The sequence below is a fragment of the Sulfurimonas sp. genome (assembly GCF_026196735.1).
Classification (GTDB): domain Bacteria; phylum Campylobacterota; class Campylobacteria; order Campylobacterales; family Sulfurimonadaceae; genus Sulfurimonas.
Genome location: NZ_JAPHUF010000012.1, coordinates 433,122 through 452,049, shown reverse-complemented (window position 1 = coordinate 452,049; position 18,928 = coordinate 433,122). Strand labels below are relative to the sequence as shown.

Genomic DNA, 18,928 nt, shown 5'->3' with positions numbered 1-18,928 from the left:
CTATTTTTTATCCTGTTTTAATATTAATGTAACCCATTCATCTTGGGCTATTTTTTCTATAATTTCAAAATCTTTGTAAAATTTCAAAACTTTTTCTTCATACTTATCTAGTATGCCTGATAGTACTAATATCCCATTATCTTTTAAAACGCTCTTTAAATCATTGGCGATAAAAGTTAACACATCTGCTACAATGTTTGCTACAACTATATCATAACTACTATTTGCCAAGCTGCATGAACCTTCCCAAAGATTATCAAACTCAACTGAATTTAGCTCTGCATTAACCCTTGTGTTATCAACACAAACTCTGTCTGTGTCACATGCATCAACTGATGCTCCTAGCTTTAATGCTCCCACTCCGAGTATTCCGCTTCCACATCCAACATCTAAAACTTTATCATCTTTTTTCACATATTTTGCTATTGCTCTTAATGATGATGCCGTTGTTGGGTGATGTCCTGTTCCAAACGCAAGTGCAGGGTCTATTGCTATATTTATTAAATCTTTACTTGGCTCATTCCAAGTCGGATGGATGTAAAACTTATCTACTTGCAGCGGCTGAATACTGTTTTGATACTCTGCTACCCAGTCACTATTTTTTAGTTTTGTTTGAGTACACTCTAGTTCTATTTCTTGGCCAAGGGCTTTTTGTAATGCCTCTGCAAACTGTTCAAGTCCCCAAACTATAGTGTCAAGTTCTTCCTCGCTTCTAATGATAAAACCATCATCAGTTTCTTCAAAACCTACCGGTAAAGTGTCTGACAAAAAATCTGAAAAGAGTAAATGATGAGAAGATAATTTGACTACTAGTTCAAAGTAATGCTCTTGCATTACACCTCAATGCCCATAACAGCACCAAGTTTTTCTTTTAAAACTTGTGGTGTAAATGGTTTTACTATATAGTTGTTAACACCTGCTTTGAGAGCCGTTATAACTTCTGCTTTACCACCCTCAGTTGTTACCATAATGATAGGTAAATCTTTAAAGCGCTCATCAGAACGAACTTTTAAAACAAGTTCGAGTCCATTCATCTCAGGCATATTCCAGTCGGTTATTAACATGTCAATATCTGGATTTGCGTCTAGCTCACTCCATCCTTCAAGGCCGTCAGCACCTTCTAAAATATCTTTATGTCCAAGTCTAGCAAGAGTATTTTTAATAATACGACGCATAGTTGAACTGTCATCAACAACAAGTAATTTCAAACGAAATCCTTTTCTTTATATTTTGCAAAATTTAGTAAGCAATAATACCTAAATTTTATTTATTTTATGATTAAGTAGTGCTTAACTTAACAGCTTAAACATCTTTGGTAAGTCTAAAGTACCTTCGTAATATGCTTTGCCTATTATCACGCCATCCACCTTATTTGTGGCGATAAGAGCTTTTATATCATTCTCATCCTTAACTCCGCCACTGGCAATAGTGCTTATTCCACTTGTCTCTGCAATGTCTACAGTAAACTCTACATTTACACCGCTGAGTGTTCCATCTTTACCTACATCGGTACAAATAATTGCTTCAACTCCGGCATTTGCAAATTCTCTTGCCAAATCTGTTGCCCTCATGTTACTAACTTCGCCCCAGCCTTCAACCGCTACAAAACCGTCAATTGCATCAATTCCAACTGCTATTGGGTATTTTGCAGCCATATCTCTTACAAATTGTGCATCTTTAACTGCGATTGAGCCAAGTATGATTCTGTCTATTCCAATATCAAGCATTTTTTTAATTGTAGCTTCATCACGGATTCCACCGCCAAGTTCAAGTTTTACATTACAGTTTTGGCGTATTTTAATTATCTGCTCCAAATTTTTAGGCTCACCTGCAAATGCACCGTTTAAGTCAACTAAATGTACCCACTCCGCTCCCATCTCTTCAAACTTTTTCACAAGAGTCCAAGGTTCGTCTGAGTAAATCTTTGCACTATCCATCAAACCTTTTGTAAGTCTAACTGCTTTTCCGTCTTTTAAATCTATTGCTGGGTATAAAGTCAAAGTGTAAATCCTTTTTCTATAGTTTTATAAAATTTTCTAGTATTTTAAGTCCATTTTCATGGCTTTTTTCAGGGTGAGGCTGAATGCCCATAACATTTTCATGAGCTACAGCTGATGTAAACTCATATCCATATTCTGTACGCCCTACAATGTCTTCTTTATTTGCACAATTAACATGATATGTGTGTACAAAATATAAGTAATGTTCCTCATCTAAGTTTTCAAAAAGCGGGTGATTCTCGGTAAACATCCTGTTCCAGCCCATATGTGGAACTTTAAGCGGTTCACTGAATTTAGTTGTATCAAAAGCAGTCACACTGCCTTTAATTAAACCTAAGCCTTCATGATTACCAAACTCTTCGCTACTCTCAAAAAGCAGCTGCATACCAAGACAGATGCCTAACATGTATTTTCCGCTTTTAGCATACTCCTTCAAAGCTTCTATCATATTTCGCTCTCTTAAATGCTCCATTGCATCGCCAAAAGCTCCAACACCGGGAAGTATTAATTTATCATAATCTTTAAACTTTTGCGGGTCACTCTCAACCACCGTCTCTTCACCTAGTTTGGCAAATGCATTTTGTACACTTGCCAAATTTCCCATATTGTAATCAACAATTGCTATCATTCTTCAATCTTTAATTTTGTAAATTTTATATAAATCGCCAATCCTACCAACAGCATTGCAACACCGCCGACTATATACATGGCATAGATAAGTTTTTCAGGGTCCGTTATAGCAAATTTAAATACCAGCATCAATGCTTCAATAGAAAGTGCGATGATTATAGAACCCAAAAACCTGACCATTGTTTTATGCGGTTCTGAAATGCTATGTTCTTTATTTCGCCCTATTATCTCCTCTTCTATTAAGGTTTTTGCAAGATCAAAAATTGCCAATGCCAGAGTTAAAAGAATAGTTGCTTCAAATACATCTTTTATTGCAAAATGTGAAGGTGTTATTTCATAAGTTAAAAAACTGCCTATTCCTTTAAAAAAAAGCAATATGGAAACTGCAACTAGAGCAAAAGCAAAGATACCGTATGAGTATTTAAATAATCTTGAGTAAAAAATATCTGAGCTGTTTTGTTTAGAGACTTTTATAACTTCATCAATAGGCATATCCATACATGCAACATATTTAAGCTCGTTACTTTCATCAAAAATCGGCTGAGATACAGTAACTGTCAACTCGCCGGTAATAAGAGATGGATATGGATCGGTTATGGTACATCTCTTTTCTCTTACAGCTCTATAATAATAAGCTCTATCAGCTCTAATCTTTCCTGCATCATCATCTATCTGCTTATTTGCAGTAAAAGTCGGTGTGATTTGCACACCACGATAATCTAGAAGATAGACACCTTCACAGTTTGGTTGATCTGCCTTCATCTTTAAAAGACGAGGCATAATCATCTCTTCGGATATAGATGGCAGCCTGTTTGGAATATTTTTAGAAAACAGATAACAAAAATACGCCCTAGCTTTTGTTCGACCCTCAGAAAAATTTTGAATATCAGATGCAACCATTTTCATTACCTTTTAAATAATTTAGTGTGATTATACCAAAGGCTTAATTACAATTTGATATAATCGCACTCACAATTACAGGAGTTATCTCACCAATGGGTTTTAAACTATTCTTACTATTAGAAAAAATTTTAATGATTTTACCTAAAAGCTTTAGAAAAGGCTTTTTTTCTATGCTTGCAACTATTGCTTACTATGCATCCTCAAGATATAGAAATATAGCCTACAAAAATCTTGACTTTGTTTTTGGCAGCAATATGAGTGATGATGAAAAGAAAGAGATAACTAAATATAGTTTTAAAAACTTACTGTTTAATTTTTTGCATCTTATAGAAATCAAACATATGAGTAAAGAAGATTTAGCAAAAAAAGTAACTATACAAAATATCCAAGCTGTACAAAAAGCACACAAAGACGGTCGTGCAGTTATATATGTTACTCCGCATTATAGTGCTTGGGAGTTGGGTGGTGCATCTATCGGAGCCTTTATAGAACCCATCACAGCCGTTTATAAAAGTATGAAAAACAAACAATATGAAGAGTGGCTGTTAGATTCGCGGGCACACTTTTCAAATAAATCTTTAGAAAAGAGAAATGTTTTAAAACCGCTTATAAAACTTATAAAAAACGGTGAAGGCTGCGGTATAGTAATAGATACAAGTCTTAATAAAAGAGAAGGTTTAGAGGTAGATTTTCTAGGGAAAAAAATTCGTCAAACTGCAACTCCAGCTTTTCTTGCTAGAAAATACAATGCTGCAATTATCCCTATAACTATAAGAACCGATGATGAAGAGAACTACACCCTAATGCTCTTTGATGAAATTCCTGTTGAAAAAACAGATGATGAGCAAGCTGATTTACAAAAAGCCACTCAACTTCAAGCTGATTGGCTAAATAAACTTGTCTTAGATGAACCAAAATTTTGGTTTTGGGTACACAGAAGATTCAAAAGTGAATATCCGGAAATCTATAAGAAATAAGATTTAGCCGGTTTTCTCACTGCACTCTTTAGTTCTTTCTTCAAAAATTTTCATAATCGTTAGAAAAAAGGCAGTAATCGCCGGACCTAAAATCATCCCCCAAAAGCCAAATGTAGCTAAGCCTGCGATAATAGAAAAGAAAATGACAAGTTCATTAATTTTGGTATCATCTTCTTTTAAAAGTCTGCTGTTTATCTCTTTAATTATTAAAGGTTTTATAAATGTATCTGCTATTATGGATATAACTATAATCGAATAAAGTGCTATAAAAATTGCATTTGAGTTATTACCTGAGTAAAATTCAAATAACATAAACGGAAGCCACATCAAAACACCGCCAACAACCGGTATCAAAGATGCAAATCCATACATAATCCCAAACAGAAGTCCATTATAGCCCATAAATGAAACTGCCATTCCAAAAAGAACTCCTTCAAACATCGCAGTTACAATAATAGAGTAAAAAACCACACTCATCACAGATGATATCTCTTTAATAATAAGGGTTGTCTCATTGACTGATATCTGAACAACTCTCTTAATAAACTCTATAATATATGCTCCGTTATACTGAGCAAAAAAGTAAAATATAATAATTAAAAATGCATTCTTTAAAAAGCCGGCACTAAATGTTCCAATCGTTGCTGTTACTGAAAGTATATATGATGTGAATTTATTGGCGGTAAACTCTTCTAAGAGATTAAGTGCGTATGGCTTCAAAAACTGTAAATAAGCAGGTGGAGTCTCAATAAAACCTTCAATATAAGCTTTGATATTTAAAAAAGTATCTGCTTCTAAAGAGTTCAGTTTTATAGTTAATGTGGTTAAAAAATATCCAAGGGGTGCAAAAAACAGCACTGCAAGTAAAAAACTCGCTGCAAGTGCTGCTATAAACTTGGAGCGAAAAAGTTTTTCTAAAAAAGTTTGTATATCTGAAGTTGAAACTGCTAAAAGTGCAGCAATCGCCATAACTAATAAAAATGGAGCATACAGAAAATACATCCAGTAAAGAGATACACCAAAGAGTATTGCAACAAAATATTGTGGCTTCAAAATAGACTTCCTTCATCAGTATTTTCAATCGGGATATTTAAAATCTCATATGTATTTCTTGTAGCTTTTCTGCCTTTTGCTGTTCTCTCCAAGTAACCATTTGCAATAAGGTAAGGCTCTAGAACATCTTCAACCGTTCCCTCATCTTCACTAAGAGCTGCTGCTATTGTACTAAGTCCCATAGCTCTTCCCTTAGCACCTACCAATAGATTTAACAGTTTTATATCCATCTCATCAAACCCATGTGAATTAATCCCAAGCTCATCAAGTGCATACTTAGAGCGGTCATGGTTTATTGTAAATTCTTCTGCTACCTCTGCAAAGTCTCTAACGCGGCGTAAAAGACGAAGTGCAATACGAGGAGTCCCTCTGCTTCTTTTTGCTATTTCATAACAAGCTTCATGGACTATTTCTTTATCTAATTTACTCGATGCTTGAGAAATTATTTCTGCGAGTTCATTATGCTTGTAAAACTGCATCCTGAAATTCATTCCAAATCTATCTCTGAGTGGATTTGAGAGCATTCCTGCTCTTGTTGTTGCACCAATGAGAGTAAATCTTGGCAAGTCAATCTTAACTGTTTGTGCTGCAGGGCCGCTGCCTATAATAATATCAATCCTAAAATCTTCCATAGCTGAGTATAGTATCTCTTCAACTGCCGGTGCGAGGCGATGAATCTCATCTATAAAGAGTATGTCTCCCTCTTCTAGGTTCGTAAGCAAAGCAGCCAAGTCTCCGCTTTTTTCTATCATAGGAGCTGCTGTAACTTTGATATTTGTGTTCATCTCATTTGCAATAATTAGCGCAAGAGTGGTTTTTCCAAGGCCTGGAGGTCCAAAAAACAAAACATGATCAAGCGCCTCATTTCTTTTTTTGCTTGCTTCTATAAAAACACTGAGATTTTTTTTGATTTGTTCTTGCCCTATGTATTCATCCCAAGCATCAGGGCGAAGAGTCATCTCAGTAGATTCTTCTGATTCAAATTTTTCTATTTCAACAAGTCGTTCCATTAGCATTTTCTCATTAGTAGGTATGTTCCTCTTTTGGAAATTTTTTGCTTTTAACTTCATCCGAATAGTTTTTGACTGCCTCTTTAACTAAAGATGCGCCATCAAGATATTTTTTAACAAACTTAGGTGTAAACTCTTCAAAAAATCCTAACATGTCAGAAAAGACAAGTACCTGTCCGTCAACATTAACTCCAGCGCCAATTCCAATAACCGGAATATTTACACTTTTTGCAATTACCGCCGCTACTTCGGCTTTTACTCCTTCAATTACCATGCAAAAAGCTCCTGCTTCTTCCACAGCTTGTGCATCTTTTATAAGTTGAAGCTCATCTGCGGGAGTTTTGCCTTTTACTTTATAACCGCCCTCTCCACGAACAGCTTGAGGAAGCAGACCGATATGTCCGCATATAGCTATGCCGTTGGAAGTTAAATGCTTTATTATCTCAGCTTTATCTTCACCGCCTTCTACTTTAATGCCATCAGCAGGAGTTTCTTGAAAAACTTTTATTGCGTTTTTGAGAGCATCATCTTTATTGGAGTATGTTCCAAAAGGCATATCACAAACTACAAAACTATTTTTTGCACCCATACAAACCGCATTTGTATGATATATCATCTGCTCTAGCGTGGCACTAATAGTGTCCTTTTTACCTGCAAAGCTCATATTTAAGCTGTCGCCAACCAAAATCATATCAGCACTTGACTCAAATAATTTTGCAAAAAGTGCATCATAGGCAGTTATCATCACTAAAGGCTGCACACCTTTTGATTTTTTGATAGAAGTTATTGTCATTTTTTTAATCATTTTAGAACTCTTTTATTTATATAGAAAGTATTTTAACTAAAAATTGCTATAATAAGAACTATATAGGAGAAATATATTATGGGCGTAAGAAGTGATTTAGATTCCAACTTTGATTACGAAATAGTTGACGAATTTTTAGACCACTACTCGATAATGGTTGACATGATGGATACGATGATAGTCGACCTTTCAAAACCAAATATGTTTGACCAAAGTGTAAACGAGCTTTTTCGTGTTTTTCACAATATAAAATCAGCTTCAAGCTTTTTGAAAATCACACAAATGGCAAAACTTTCTGCTTTTGTTGAAGATATGCTAGACGAGTTAAGAACTAATCACGAAAGTATAAATGAAGAGACTGAAACTTGGTTGTTTAGCATCAGTGATATGTACGAACAATGGAATCAAGATTTGAAACTTGACAATGATCTTACTCGCATAAAATATTCTCTACTTAAATTACCTGACTTGGAAAAATCATAGATATGAAAAAACTAGTAGCATACATAACATCCGGTTATCCGGAAAAATCCTTTAGCATTGACTTGGCATTGGCACTTGGGGAGAGTGGCGTTGATACACTTGAACTTGGTGTGCCATTTTCCGACCCTGTTGCAGACGGGCCTCTTATAGAAAAAGCGAGCCATGAGGCATTGAAGCTTGGGATTAAGTTTGAGGATGTTTTAGAAATCTCTAAAGCAGTGGCACCTAAAGTAGATACGCTACTAATGGGCTATTTCAACAGCTTTTATCAACAAAACATGAATAAATTAATTCCACATTTAAGAGATATTGGCATTAATGGTCTAATCATACCTGACCTGCCCCATGAAGAAGCTGTAGCATACAGTGAAGTGTTTGACTCAAACAACATGTCAAATATCAGCTTTGTAGCTCCAACCGATAGCGAAGATAGAATCAAAAAGATTGTACAAAACTCTAAAAAATTTGTATATATGGTAGCTTATACCGGAATTACTGGTTCAGGAAGCGCTGAAGATCTGCAGCCGTCTATCATCTCTATTAAAAAACACACTTCAACCCCTGTTTATGTCGGCTTTGGTGTTAATAAAAAAACTGCAAAAGATAAAGTAAAGGGTGCTGACGGCGTAATAGTCGGTAGTGCTTTCGTAGATATCATGTTAAAAGAAAATCTTAACTATACACAGAAGATTAAAGAGTGTAGCGAACTGTCTAAAATATTAAAAGATGAAATAAACAGTTAGTCTCTCAAAACTTTAAAGAGAACAAATACTGTTTTATCAAAGTAGCCTCCGCTATCGTCACTGACCATTAGGAACTTGTTTTTACCAACCTTTGTCAGACCTTCAAAATTATCCAAGTTCCAACCATCGTCGCTGCTCATAACTGCTAAGAGCCTTGCTCTTGAGATTTCATTGTGAGACTTTCTTAAATCTATTTCATTTAGAGTAACAACTCTCTGACGGGTTAGTACATTAAAACTTCTCTCAAGTGTCAAAAGCCTGTTCTCATCTATAAATTCCATTGCACTCAACTTAGAAGTTGCTCTAAATTTGTATTGTTTGTTTTTAGCATATACTACATGTAGATTCTCATCGTTGCCAAGTAAAGATATCTCAGGGGCAGTTACTATCCCATGTTTTTTACTATACGCAATGGACTCTAAAGCTTTGTTTTTTGTTTGGTAATTATCAATATTATTTAATTCTTTTTGTATTTCATATTTTTTGATTTTTTTGCCATTAAGAGAAAAAACATCGACTCTTGGTTTTCTCTCAAAAGAGATATATAACTCTTCATCTACTAAAACCATACCCTCTGCATCTCTATGTTTCTTTTTTAACCTTTTAGAGTTTTTTCGTTTTAGCTCTAATGCTTTTACTAGTTTTAAACTTTTGATTCTATTTTTTTTAATTTTTATATTTAAGTGATACAAGTAACCTCTGTCGCTTAAGGCGTAAAGTTTGTTTTTTTGATATGCAAGAGCAGATATTTCATGAAATTCTATACCGTTAAAATCATCAAATTTTACCGCTACAGTATCTAATATTTTTATATTCATCAATTTATCTGATTTAAGTGACTGGGGTTTAATACTATGTGTGTAAAGCTGCGCATTTAATGAATACACAATAGCAATCATCGTTAAAAAAAATTTAATAATTATTGACATATGCAACCCTTCTTTTACTGAAATTCAATCACTAATCTCCCCACAAGCTATCCCTTTAGGAGGGAACTGCTTTATCGAGTTAAGCGATAAGAGGGTAAAAATAGATTTTTATTGTACAAAGAAAATCGTTTAATAATGAGTTTGTTTTGAAATATTATTGAAGTTTTAGTTTTAATGGTGCGCCCGACATGATTCGAACATGTGACCGCTGGTACCGCAAACCAGTGCTCTATCCAGCTGAGCTACGAGCGCACACCATCTCTATTTAGAGGATGAAATTATATCACTCTTAACTTACATTATACTAAATCAGAGATTATTCTTCTAATTTCTTTGTTATTTCTTCTATTTTTTGTTCTTGCATGAAAAGTTCATGATTCTTACGAACATATGCCTGAAGCAATACTTTTAAATCATTATTGCCTTCCACATTAAAATCATTTTTCATCTGCTGTTGTAAAAAAGGAGCAAAACTATCCTCTACATCAACATCAAAACGACGACCACCTATATTTAAGCCTAACTTTTTACTCATCAGACTTATCCAATTATACTTTCGATTTTTTCAACAATCTCTTCTATTTCTAAATCTTTTTGAGTATTTTGTTCTATAAGTTTTTCAATCTCTTGATCTTTGATCTCTTTTTCAGCCTTAAGTGTTATCAACTCCGTACGAAGCATCTCTGTTTCAGCTTTTAATGAATTATATTTTTGTAAAATGTTTGATACTTTTTCATTTAATATCTCTAAACTTGTTTGATTATGCATTACAATTCCCTGATTTATATTGTATAAATATAATTCTATCATAATTTTAAACTAATTCTAATTCAACAAATCTATCTTTTGCTATCTTAATCAAGAAAAGAGTTAAGTTCGGAAAACACCTCTGCTCTGCTTTGCTCTTTCGTATTTAATATAAGCTCAAGCATAAGTGCCAAATTTTCATCAATATTTGGTACAAGTACTCTAATGTCTTCTAGCTTTTCATTTTTAAGAACATTTGTAAATCTATCGTAAGCTGAATAAGCCTCTTTTTTAGCTAATGCATAATAGAGTCTTCGACCCAATTCAAACACTTCAAACTCTTCATTTTTACCCGTATTTGTTTTAACATTAAACCCGAAATCGACATCTATATTTTTTTCTCTTAAATAGGCTCCAAGTTTCATCATAAAGCCAATATTTGCAGATGTATATTGACTCAATACCCTGTCATTAAACTGCTCAAAACTCTCGGTTGCACTTTTATGTTTTTTATACTCTAACATAAGTGTCTCAACATAATAATGTGCATATATTAGTGGGGCAGACTTGAGTACAGTGCGTCCTTCTACACCGTTACTTGTCAACTTTCCACCAAGAGAGATATTTACTCCGCCTTCTGTCTCACCATTTACTTTTACTTTACATCCCTCAAAGCCAATATCACCCAAACCATGGATGCCGCAGCCTTTTACACACGCTGACCAGTACATACGAACTCGTCCATGCTCAAGAGGTACACTGTTGCTCAAATACTCAGCCATATTAATGGCATCGTTTTTATTCTCAATTACTCCAAAAGGACAATGCTCAGTTCCTGCACAAGCGATAAGATGATTAAAGTACGGAGTGTTTACGCTCTTATACTTCTCGAAAAATTTTTCTTTTAATAATGCGCGCACACTCTTTACGCCAAGTATATACAGACTCTGTTCCATGTCAAGCCTTATCTCTTTGCTTCCATAACTCTCACTTAAGTTGGCAACATCTATCATTGCACTTCCTGAAAAAATTCCAGATGGAATTACAACATGAACTGCAAAACTCCCATCACGAAGTTGCACTTTTCCCTGGTCGGGATCATAAAAATCTATCTTTGTCATAGTCTCTCCGGCGGTTGCAAAATCAACACCGGCATTCTCTTTTATAGCTTTTGTAATCTCATCCATACCAACTGCACTGATAAGTGAATCTAGTCTATTTTTATTTCTGTTGTCTCTAAAACCAAATCTTCTAAATATATCTGCTATAGAAGCAAAAGCCTTTTGGACTTCTTCATCATTTGCCAAAAATATATCAGCACTTTTAGCTACTTTACCTACTTTGCCACCAAGATACATGTTATACCCATACACACCATCTTTTTGAGCTAAAACGAAACAGCAGTCATGCCCAAAGATATTGCATCTGTTTGACAAAGAACCTGTTATAGCAGTGTTAAATTTTCTAGGAAGCGAAGAAATCCAATCTGGAGAGTACAAAAACATCTCCTGAAGTTTTAGAAGAAGTTTCTGTGATGGCAATATATTGTCAAAACCAAGTTCGTCAAGTGGATCATTTAAAATATTTCTAAAATTATCCACACCAGTTTGGTAAGAGTCTATTCCCACATCATTTAGCTTCTCTAAAAGAGTAGGTATATCTTTGATGTCCAAGTATCTAAGTTCTACTTGACACCTTGTAGTAAGGTCTATGTAATCTTGTCCGTAATCTCTTGCGCATTCACCTATAACCTTTGCCTGAGCAGAGTTTAAGTGTCCGCCCGGTATACGAAGTTTGATCATAAATCTCTCAGGTGTAGCAGGTCTATCGTAGATGCCAAAACATTTTAAAAAGTATTTTTTATCTTCATTAGGAATTGACTCATATCCATTTTTAGCGTACTCTTTTAGTTTTTCATATGCCTCTTGCGGATTTTTCAACTCTTTAATTTGTTCTATTTTATTAAGCTTTTTTGCTCTTATATTATGTGCTTTTTGTAACTCTATCATTTCAAAGCTCCAATAACTGTTTAATATTACAATCTTATCTATTTTTTAATCATTAATAGACAAAAATATGCTTAATATTTATACAGTATTATGCCGTGTCAGACAGTACTAAGTTTAATTTTTATCGGTAAATGTAATTATGTAGGGAGGTGGCGGGGTGTATATTTATGCTTCTAAAATTATCTCACTAATCTCTGCGCTTGCACCGAGTCTCATTGGAGGTCCCCAAAAGCCGGTACCTTTGTTTACATATATTTGTAGATTTTCATTATGCTGGTGCAGTCCGCTGACATAGGGCTGTTGAAGTTTAACTAAAAACCTAAACGGGTATATCTGTCCACCGTGAGTATGCCCGCTAAGCAGTAAATCTACCTTATCTTCTATCATTTGGATATAGCTTGGCTGGTGAGCCAGTAAAACAGTCGGTGATTCTTTTGTGTTTTGTAATGCTTTAGAAAGGTCAGGAAGATGGTGTCCTACTCTGTAACCCATTACATCATAAACCCCTGCCAGATTAAAGCCTTTGCCTTCTTCTCCAATATAAACATTTTCATTCTCTAACACTCTTATGTCTAATGATTTTACAGCCTTGATTATTTCATCTATACCATGAAAGTACTCATGATTACCGACTACAAAATATGTTCCATATTTTGATTTCAAGCCTTTAAGTTCATTAAGAGGCTTAGTTGCATTTTGAACTTTTATATCTATCAAATCACCTGTAATTACTACAATGTCAGGTTTGAGTTTGTTTACTTTTTGGACTACTTCGTTTATAAACGCTGCATCTATAATACCGCCAATATGTATGTCGCTTAATTGAACTATTTTATATGATTGTTTTAGGTTTTTTATTTTAATATTTATTTTTTCAAGTTCTACAAATCTGGAATTATATGTTGCTTTTGCACTTAGTGTTGTTGCTACTGCCATGGAACTTATATCTAAAGATTTTTTGAAAAACTCTCTTCTTGTTTTAGATAAGACTGTTTTTTGTAATATAACATTGGATATATCATAAATAATTGCTGTACAAAATAGTAAAAAAAGTATACCGATAGGTAGAGAGAGTAAAAAATAGAGCCAACTCGGGATATTTACATAATAGCGTGCAAGCATATATCCTATAATCCCAATAAAGTTAATTATCAGAAATATTTTCAGGTAGCGTTTTGTACTATCCTTAATATCAAGTTTAGAAATCAATCTTTTTGATATGTACATGTTAAGTAAACTAAAAACACCTAAAAAGGCGATTGCAAATAGTGAGAAGTTCATACAAGCATTATAGCTTTTAAGCCTAAACAAACTACAATAAATTTTTTCTAAATTTATACTTATGAGAAGTTTTAATGCAAACAACTTACAATAACATTGTTAGCTCCTTTTTTAAAAGAGCTTTATTTGCTGTAATTGTTATTAGTGTCATCAGCACTGTATCTATCATCAACTTTCAACAATACAATTTTTACACATCTCTAGCAGATAGTATAAAAATGAATGTCGATAAAAAATTAAGTAAATATAACCAAAATCTAAAGCTCTCAGATATGAATATACTTAAAGAGGATGTAAAATCTTTGATGAGAGAGCTTGGATTTATCACAATAGAAATATATGACAATAATAAAGAGGGAGTTTTTGCTTTTAGTGCTCCGGGAGAGAGGTTCGCGGATAAACTAAACCTCATACAAGAACACTATAACTTTATTAATCATGAGTTCCCAACATCCAAAAAAATGAACTATGATTTTTTCGAAGTTTCAGACAAACACAACTTTATACAAATTTTTTATCCAATATACAAATCAGATAAACTTCTTGGATATTTTGAAGGTATATCATATGTTGAGCCTATCGTTCTTAACAGGTTTAAAAGAGGTGTTTTTGCTACCATAACTACTGTAATCTTGACCATTGTACTCTTCTCTTTTTTGATATTTCCTCTAATCTATTTTGCATATAAAAAACTAAATGCCCATAGATTAGAGTTGTTGTCTAGTAATATTATGATGATTACAACACTTGGTAATGCAATTGCACTTAGAGACAGCGACACAAACGAGCATAACTACAGAGTGACTCTTTATGCAATTAAGTTTGCGCAGAGCATAAACCTAGACCATAAAAGCATTAAAATGCTGATAAAAGGGGCTTTTTTGCATGATGTTGGAAAGATAGGAATATCCGACAATATTCTTCTAAAAAGTGGAAATTTAGATGAAAAAGAGTTTGAGATAATGAGAGAACATGTACTTAAAGGAGTTGAACTTATCAACCATAACAGCTGGCTGGAAGACGCAAAAGATGTAATTGTATATCACCATGAAAGATATGACGGAAGCGGTTATCCAAATAAAATAAAAGGCAAAAAAATACCAATTACGGCTAGAGTATTTGCTATTGTCGATGTTTTTGATGCTCTAACTTCAAAAAGACCCTATAAAGAAGCTTTTGACTATGAAAAAAGTATCGAGATTTTAAAAGATGGATATGATAAACACTTTGATGGTGAGTTGCTAGATATATTTATAAAAATTTCGGAAAAGCTCTATAAAGAGACAAGATTAAAAACAAAAGAAGAGCTGAAAAAAGAGCTCGATACTCTAATAAAAAAATATTTTTTAGATTAGACTCTATCTGTTGCAAACTTTTCTTTTAGAGCTATTCCTTCATACTTTGTTTTGACATGTGAAATGGCGCCGCTTATCTTATTTTCTTTAAATTTTAAACCTTCTGGCACCTCATCTGAATGCAGTTGAATCGCAGTTTGCTTGAAGTTTGGCTCGCCTGATTTTGGACAAAAACTCTCTGCCGTCAAAGTATTTATCAGCTGAGTATTATAATGAAATGGTACAAATACATTTGAGGGTGCCACACTCTGAGTTACACGAACAACTACATCTCTGACTATGCCTCTGGCAGACGAGAGTGAAATTCTCTCTCCACTTTTTACTTTTAATTTATTTGCATCTTTTGGATTTATATCTACCCATGCTTCTGGTGCAAGATTATCAAGTATCTCGATTGAGCGGGTTTTTGTTCTTGTGTGCCACTGCTCAACCGTTCTTCCTGTATTTAAGATAAGGGGAAACTCTTTGTTGGCAGGTTCTGCCATAGCAAACCAATCTAAACACAGAAGGTTTGCTTTTTGATCTTTTGTTCTAAACGGAATATCTGATGAATATAGTCGTTTTGTGCCAAGTGGTCTCTCTTCGTTACAAGGCCACTGAATTCCGCCCTGCTCTTCTAAGAGTTCATATGTAATTCCTGAGTAATCACAAAGCTGATTTTTAGTCACCTTTTTAAACTCATTAAAGGCATCTATGGGTTTACTCCATGAAGGAAACAGAAGTTCATTTACACCATCAAAATATTTTGAAAAATCAACGATGATATCAAAGTCACTTTTTGTATTAGAGAGAGGTTCAACCGCTTTATTGGCACGGTTACAGCGTCTCTCACTATTTGTATAGGTCCCCTCTTTTTCACCCCAGGTTGCTGCTGCAAAAACAACATCTGCTATCTCTGCCGTATCTGACATAAAAGCATCCTGCACAACTAACATGTCAAGTTTTGCCAGAGTTTTACGAAGTTTTTCCTGATTTACAAAACTGACTAATGGGTTTGTAGCGACTATCCAGAGTGCTTTTATCTCTCCTCTGTCAATCGCATCAATAATCTCTGCATATTTATATCCGCGCTCAGTTGGGACAATATCCAAAGGTACATTCACTATATCCGCATATTCTTGTGCGCTTGACATGTCACCAAAGTTTCTATATCCCGGAAGTGAAGATGTAAAACCGCTCTCTCTCGTGCCCATAGCATTACACTGCCCAGTTATGGAAAAAGGACCTGCTCCTTCTTTTCCAATTTGTCCTGTTAAAAGATGCAGGTTTATAATTGCGCTTACAGTATCTGTCCCCATAAAAGATTGGTTCACTCCCATAGTCCAAGCAGACAAAACTGCATCTTGAGCTGCAAACTGACGGGCAATCTCATAAAGTGTTTTAACATCTATGCCGGTTATGTTTGCCACTTCCCCAGGCGGATAATTTTGTAGATGCTTTTTTAGTTCTTTGTATCCGTTAGTGTTTGCTTTTATATAACCCTCATCCTCCCAGCCTTGTTCCATTATGATATATGCAAGTCCGTTAAACAGTGCAAGATCGGTTCTTGGCTTTATCGGAATGTACATGTCAGCCATTTGGGAGGTCTTGGATGCTCTTGGGTCTATTACGATTATCTTAGGCTTTTTCTTATTTTTAGCAATATGTAGTTTTAAAATAGGATGATTATCAGGGATGTTTGCACCTATTAAAATAATCGTATTTGCTTTTTCAAAATCTTCATAAGAACCGACAGGTCCATCTGAGCCAAGTGACTGTTTGTAGCCCATAACAGCAGATGCCATACACAAAGTTGTGTTTCCGTCATAGTTATTTGTTTGAAGTCCAAGCTGAACAAACTTTCCTAAAGTGTAAAATTCCTCTGTCAAAAGCTGTCCGCTTGATATAACACCTACTGCTTTAGACCCGTGCTCATTAGCTATGTGCTTAAACTCATCAGATACTTTTGTATATGCATCTTCCCAAGAAGCATAAACCAACTCTCCGCCCTTTTTTATAAGCGGCGTAGTCACTCTCTGGGGTGAATTTATAAGCTGATGCTCACTCAAACCTTTTGGACACAGAGTTCCCATGTTCACATCATGCTTAGGATTGCCTTTTGTATATACTGCTTTATCGTCCTTAACACCGATATACAGCCCACAACCAACTCCACAATATCCACATGTAGAAAAAACCCATTTGTCCGGTTTCTTCTCATCACTTATCATTCCAAACTGCGGATCTGAAGATAGTTTATACTTATCCGCTTTTATATCAAAACCTAAAAAATCTTTTAATTTGCTAATCATCGTTGTTTTCCTACAAAAAATCCACCCGCCATTCCAAGAGGAACAACTGTAGAATAAAATAAAAATCTATCACTTATCTCACTTGCAAAAACAAGAACTAAAGATAGAAACATCACTAAAGATGCTCCAGCAAAAGAAGCTGAACTAAGCAGTACAATAACTAATAGAGGCAGAATAATTCCACCTAAAGCTATAGATATAAAACGAAACAGTTTTATATTTTTAAAGTTCTCATCGTAAAGTCTTGCGGTTCTTTTTAACTGGTACTCATTTTTAGTTTCACTTTTTAGTGTTCTTAAATCTTCATATGTAAAAAACATCTGTGAAATCGCGCCTAACATTGCCAGTGCTATAAGCGGAAAAGCAACTTTAAGCATTCCTAAAATAACAGCCACAAAAGCAAGTAAAAATATTCCTACATGCAGAGTTGCAAAAAATTTCAGATTTGTTGTAGTTCTATCCCATGCCGGACGAGCTTTTATACGGTAGATCATTGCTTGCGCATAGATTCCAAAAACTCCACATGTCAATGTTAAAATCTCAACTAAAAGTATTATTGTCTGAGAAACTTCTAAAAAGTATAAAACAACAACAATATTCATAAGCAGTACAAAAACTCCAAGAGCCAGTGCTTCACGGGAAAGCCATGAAGTCTTTATGTTTTTCATTGCAGTTAGAGCCAAAAATGGACGACCTAGATGAAGAGCAGAAAGAGGAAGTCCAAGGGCTGCGGGAAGCATAACTAAAAGAGCCATTATCCAGTTGACCTCAGGAAATCCAAACAGACTCATAACATTGCCCATAAACAGTGCTAAAAATCCACCAAGAGAGATTTGAGTCAGAACTGTCATAAAAACAAGCGGCAGTTCAGAGTGGGCGGGGCGAAGTATATGCTCATCAACCTCTTTCATGTTCTCTGGCAAATTATCAGGTAGTGTGTATCTTGTAGTAGAGTTTGTGATTCTAGCATCAGGCAAGAAAGGCATATTTGCTTCTCTATCTATTGCACCATCTAGCCACTCTTTAACATTTACAACTTCAATCTCGATTGCTCCGGACGGACAAGCCTGAACGCAGGCAGGAGTTTGACCGACATCGAGTCTCTCATGACACATATGACACTTTGTTACAATCTTACGCTCTTCATGAAATACAGGAACCTCATAAGGACAGTTCCAAGTACAGTACTGGCAACCTATACATGTATCATCATCATGCACGACAATTCCAGTCTCGTCTATCTTTATATAAGAATTTGTCGGACACCCTTTTAAACACTCAGGGTCTATACAGTGATTACAGCTCATAGAGTTAAAAAGCTGCGAGAAAGCAGGAAATTCTCCACCCTCTATCTCACCTACTCTTCTCCATTTTATATCTGCAGGGTTGTTGTTTTGCTCATTACATGCAACTTCACAGCAGTGACATCCTACACAAGCCGTCGCATCGAAATGAAACCTATACTGTTCACCCTCTTGCAGCTTTGGAATATCTATAGAGTAGTTACCACACTGCATTCCTGTATCGGCCTTGTGGTCTATAAAACTCTCTAAAGGTGTTTGCATAATTTAAATCTCCAAATGATTTACTAATTGAGTCATTATACAAGAACTATAAATGATATTGATTATTATCATGAGTAAAATTTAATCAAGCTACCTTTTAAATATATTTACTTAATATTAATTTAAAATCTACATGTAAACTAATAA

The 18,928-nt window shown here is 34.8% G+C and carries 19 protein-coding genes and 1 tRNA gene; 4 read left to right on the top strand and 16 right to left on the bottom strand.

Annotated elements, in window-relative coordinates; genetic code table 11:
* From OQK60_RS08550 to OQK60_RS08530, 5 genes are all read right to left on the bottom strand, one after another.
* On the bottom strand, positions 1–834 hold the full coding sequence (locus OQK60_RS08550; RefSeq protein WP_297686043.1) for a 50S ribosomal protein L11 methyltransferase: 834 nt from the start codon (positions 832–834) through the stop codon (positions 1–3).
* Entirely contained in the window at positions 834–1,208 is a 375-nt protein-coding gene (locus OQK60_RS08545; RefSeq protein WP_297686040.1) for a response regulator, read from the bottom strand. The genes OQK60_RS08550 and OQK60_RS08545 overlap by 1 nt, the downstream gene beginning before the upstream one ends.
* Positions 1,209–1,289: 81 nt before the next feature.
* Positions 1,290–2,000: a 1-(5-phosphoribosyl)-5-[(5-phosphoribosylamino)methylideneamino]imidazole-4-carboxamide isomerase gene (gene hisA, locus OQK60_RS08540; RefSeq protein WP_297686039.1), complete on the bottom strand. Its 711-nt coding sequence runs from the start codon at positions 1,998–2,000 to the stop codon at positions 1,290–1,292.
* Between the two features lie 16 nt (positions 2,001–2,016).
* Complete coding sequence (hisH, locus tag OQK60_RS08535) at positions 2,017–2,628, bottom strand: imidazole glycerol phosphate synthase subunit HisH (protein WP_297686037.1); 612 nt, start codon at positions 2,626–2,628, stop codon at positions 2,017–2,019.
* A complete protein-coding gene (locus OQK60_RS08530) occupies positions 2,625–3,530 on the bottom strand; it encodes a PDC sensor domain-containing protein (RefSeq protein ID WP_297686035.1) in 906 nt (301 codons plus the stop codon). The genes hisH and OQK60_RS08530 overlap by 4 nt, the downstream gene beginning before the upstream one ends.
* A gap of 95 nt (positions 3,531–3,625) precedes the next feature.
* Here OQK60_RS08530 and OQK60_RS08525 point away from each other — a divergent pair, with 95 nt between their 5' ends.
* The gene (locus OQK60_RS08525; RefSeq protein ID WP_297686033.1) at positions 3,626–4,510 is read left to right on the top strand and encodes a lipid A biosynthesis lauroyl acyltransferase; all 885 of its coding nucleotides are present in this window, start codon (positions 3,626–3,628) and stop codon (positions 4,508–4,510) included.
* 3 nt (positions 4,511–4,513) lie between these two features.
* Here the strand turns inward: OQK60_RS08525 and OQK60_RS08520 are convergent, their stop codons facing one another.
* The 3 genes from OQK60_RS08520 to panB are packed head-to-tail and all read right to left on the bottom strand — an operon-like array spanning position 4,514 to position 7,378.
* Positions 4,514–5,563, bottom strand: coding sequence for an AI-2E family transporter (locus tag OQK60_RS08520; protein ID WP_297686030.1), 1,050 nt, complete (start codon positions 5,561–5,563; stop codon positions 4,514–4,516).
* On the bottom strand, positions 5,560–6,573 hold the full coding sequence (ruvB, locus tag OQK60_RS08515) for a Holliday junction branch migration DNA helicase RuvB (protein WP_297686028.1): 1,014 nt from the start codon (positions 6,571–6,573) through the stop codon (positions 5,560–5,562). Before ruvB ends, OQK60_RS08520 begins: the two co-directional genes overlap by 4 nt.
* Positions 6,574–6,586: 13 nt before the next feature.
* On the bottom strand, positions 6,587–7,378 hold the full coding sequence (gene panB, locus OQK60_RS08510; RefSeq protein ID WP_297686026.1) for a 3-methyl-2-oxobutanoate hydroxymethyltransferase: 792 nt from the start codon (positions 7,376–7,378) through the stop codon (positions 6,587–6,589).
* A 78-nt stretch (positions 7,379–7,456) separates the two neighbouring features.
* Between panB and OQK60_RS08505 the strand changes: the two genes are divergently transcribed.
* Both OQK60_RS08505 and trpA read left to right on the top strand, forming a co-directional pair.
* Positions 7,457–7,861 carry an Hpt domain-containing protein gene (locus OQK60_RS08505; protein ID WP_297686024.1) on the top strand — a complete coding sequence of 135 codons (405 nt, stop codon included), beginning with the start codon at positions 7,457–7,459 and terminating at the stop codon, positions 7,859–7,861.
* A 2-nt stretch (positions 7,862–7,863) separates the two neighbouring features.
* The gene (trpA, locus tag OQK60_RS08500; protein WP_297686022.1) at positions 7,864–8,604 is read left to right on the top strand and encodes a tryptophan synthase subunit alpha; all 741 of its coding nucleotides are present in this window, start codon (positions 7,864–7,866) and stop codon (positions 8,602–8,604) included.
* Here the strand turns inward: trpA and OQK60_RS08495 are convergent.
* From OQK60_RS08495 to OQK60_RS08470, 6 genes are all read right to left on the bottom strand, one after another.
* Entirely contained in the window at positions 8,601–9,533 is a 933-nt protein-coding gene (locus tag OQK60_RS08495) for an esterase-like activity of phytase family protein (RefSeq protein ID WP_297686020.1), read from the bottom strand. The two genes, trpA and OQK60_RS08495, sit on opposite strands and share 4 nt — an antisense overlap.
* A gap of 175 nt (positions 9,534–9,708) precedes the next feature.
* Positions 9,709–9,785 (bottom strand) — tRNA-Arg (locus OQK60_RS08490).
* A gap of 64 nt (positions 9,786–9,849) precedes the next feature.
* Positions 9,850–10,068 (bottom strand): hypothetical protein, encoded by a 219-nt coding sequence (locus OQK60_RS08485; RefSeq protein ID WP_297686018.1) that lies wholly within the window; start codon positions 10,066–10,068, stop codon positions 9,850–9,852.
* 5 nt (positions 10,069–10,073) lie between these two features.
* On the bottom strand, positions 10,074–10,301 hold the full coding sequence (locus tag OQK60_RS08480; RefSeq protein ID WP_297686016.1) for a hypothetical protein: 228 nt from the start codon (positions 10,299–10,301) through the stop codon (positions 10,074–10,076).
* 86 nt (positions 10,302–10,387) lie between these two features.
* A complete protein-coding gene (locus OQK60_RS08475) occupies positions 10,388–12,289 on the bottom strand; it encodes a ferredoxin--nitrite reductase (protein ID WP_297686014.1) in 1,902 nt (633 codons plus the stop codon).
* 165 nt (positions 12,290–12,454) lie between these two features.
* Positions 12,455–13,570: a metallophosphoesterase gene (locus OQK60_RS08470; RefSeq protein ID WP_297686012.1), complete on the bottom strand. Its 1,116-nt coding sequence runs from the start codon at positions 13,568–13,570 to the stop codon at positions 12,455–12,457.
* Positions 13,571–13,644: 74 nt separating this feature from the next.
* Here OQK60_RS08470 and OQK60_RS08465 point away from each other — a divergent pair, with 74 nt between their 5' ends.
* Positions 13,645–14,925, top strand: a complete 1,281-nt coding sequence (locus OQK60_RS08465; RefSeq protein ID WP_297686010.1) for an HD domain-containing phosphohydrolase — start codon at positions 13,645–13,647, stop codon at positions 14,923–14,925.
* Here the strand turns inward: OQK60_RS08465 and OQK60_RS08460 are convergent.
* Together OQK60_RS08460 and OQK60_RS08455 are read right to left on the bottom strand one after the other, a co-directional pair.
* Complete coding sequence (locus OQK60_RS08460; protein WP_297686008.1) at positions 14,922–17,216, bottom strand: molybdopterin oxidoreductase family protein; 2,295 nt, start codon at positions 17,214–17,216, stop codon at positions 14,922–14,924. The genes OQK60_RS08465 and OQK60_RS08460 overlap by 4 nt on opposite strands.
* Complete coding sequence (locus OQK60_RS08455; RefSeq protein WP_297686006.1) at positions 17,213–18,781, bottom strand: DmsC/YnfH family molybdoenzyme membrane anchor subunit; 1,569 nt, start codon at positions 18,779–18,781, stop codon at positions 17,213–17,215. Before OQK60_RS08455 ends, OQK60_RS08460 begins: the two co-directional genes overlap by 4 nt.
* Positions 18,782–18,928: the final 147 nt, after the last annotated feature.

Bases quoted from the DNA above. Each gene is read 5' to 3' on its own strand.
- OQK60_RS08530 (WP_297686035.1), bottom strand. From the start codon at position 3,530: ATGGTTGCATCTGATATTCAAAATTTTTCTGAGGGTCGAACAAAAGCT.
- OQK60_RS08480 (WP_297686016.1), bottom strand. From the start codon at position 10,301: ATGCATAATCAAACAAGTTTAGAGATATTAAATGAAAAAGTATCAAAC.
- OQK60_RS08495 (WP_297686020.1), bottom strand. From the start codon at position 9,533: ATGTCAATAATTATTAAATTTTTTTTAACGATGATTGCTATTGTGTAT.
- OQK60_RS08550 (WP_297686043.1), bottom strand. From the start codon at position 834: ATGCAAGAGCATTACTTTGAACTAGTAGTCAAATTATCTTCTCATCAT.
- OQK60_RS08465 (WP_297686010.1), top strand. From the start codon at position 13,645: ATGCAAACAACTTACAATAACATTGTTAGCTCCTTTTTTAAAAGAGCT.
- OQK60_RS08475 (WP_297686014.1), bottom strand. From the start codon at position 12,289: ATGATAGAGTTACAAAAAGCACATAATATAAGAGCAAAAAAGCTTAAT.
- OQK60_RS08485 (WP_297686018.1), bottom strand. From the start codon at position 10,068: ATGAGTAAAAAGTTAGGCTTAAATATAGGTGGTCGTCGTTTTGATGTT.
- panB (WP_297686026.1), bottom strand. From the start codon at position 7,378: ATGATTAAAAAAATGACAATAACTTCTATCAAAAAATCAAAAGGTGTG.
- OQK60_RS08470 (WP_297686012.1), bottom strand. From the start codon at position 13,570: ATGAACTTCTCACTATTTGCAATCGCCTTTTTAGGTGTTTTTAGTTTA.
- ruvB (WP_297686028.1), bottom strand. From the start codon at position 6,573: ATGGAACGACTTGTTGAAATAGAAAAATTTGAATCAGAAGAATCTACT.
- OQK60_RS08460 (WP_297686008.1), bottom strand. From the start codon at position 17,216: ATGATTAGCAAATTAAAAGATTTTTTAGGTTTTGATATAAAAGCGGAT.
- hisH (WP_297686037.1), bottom strand. From the start codon at position 2,628: ATGATAGCAATTGTTGATTACAATATGGGAAATTTGGCAAGTGTACAA.
- OQK60_RS08455 (WP_297686006.1), bottom strand. From the start codon at position 18,781: ATGCAAACACCTTTAGAGAGTTTTATAGACCACAAGGCCGATACAGGA.
- OQK60_RS08525 (WP_297686033.1), top strand. From the start codon at position 3,626: ATGGGTTTTAAACTATTCTTACTATTAGAAAAAATTTTAATGATTTTA.
- OQK60_RS08505 (WP_297686024.1), top strand. From the start codon at position 7,457: ATGGGCGTAAGAAGTGATTTAGATTCCAACTTTGATTACGAAATAGTT.
- trpA (WP_297686022.1), top strand. From the start codon at position 7,864: ATGAAAAAACTAGTAGCATACATAACATCCGGTTATCCGGAAAAATCC.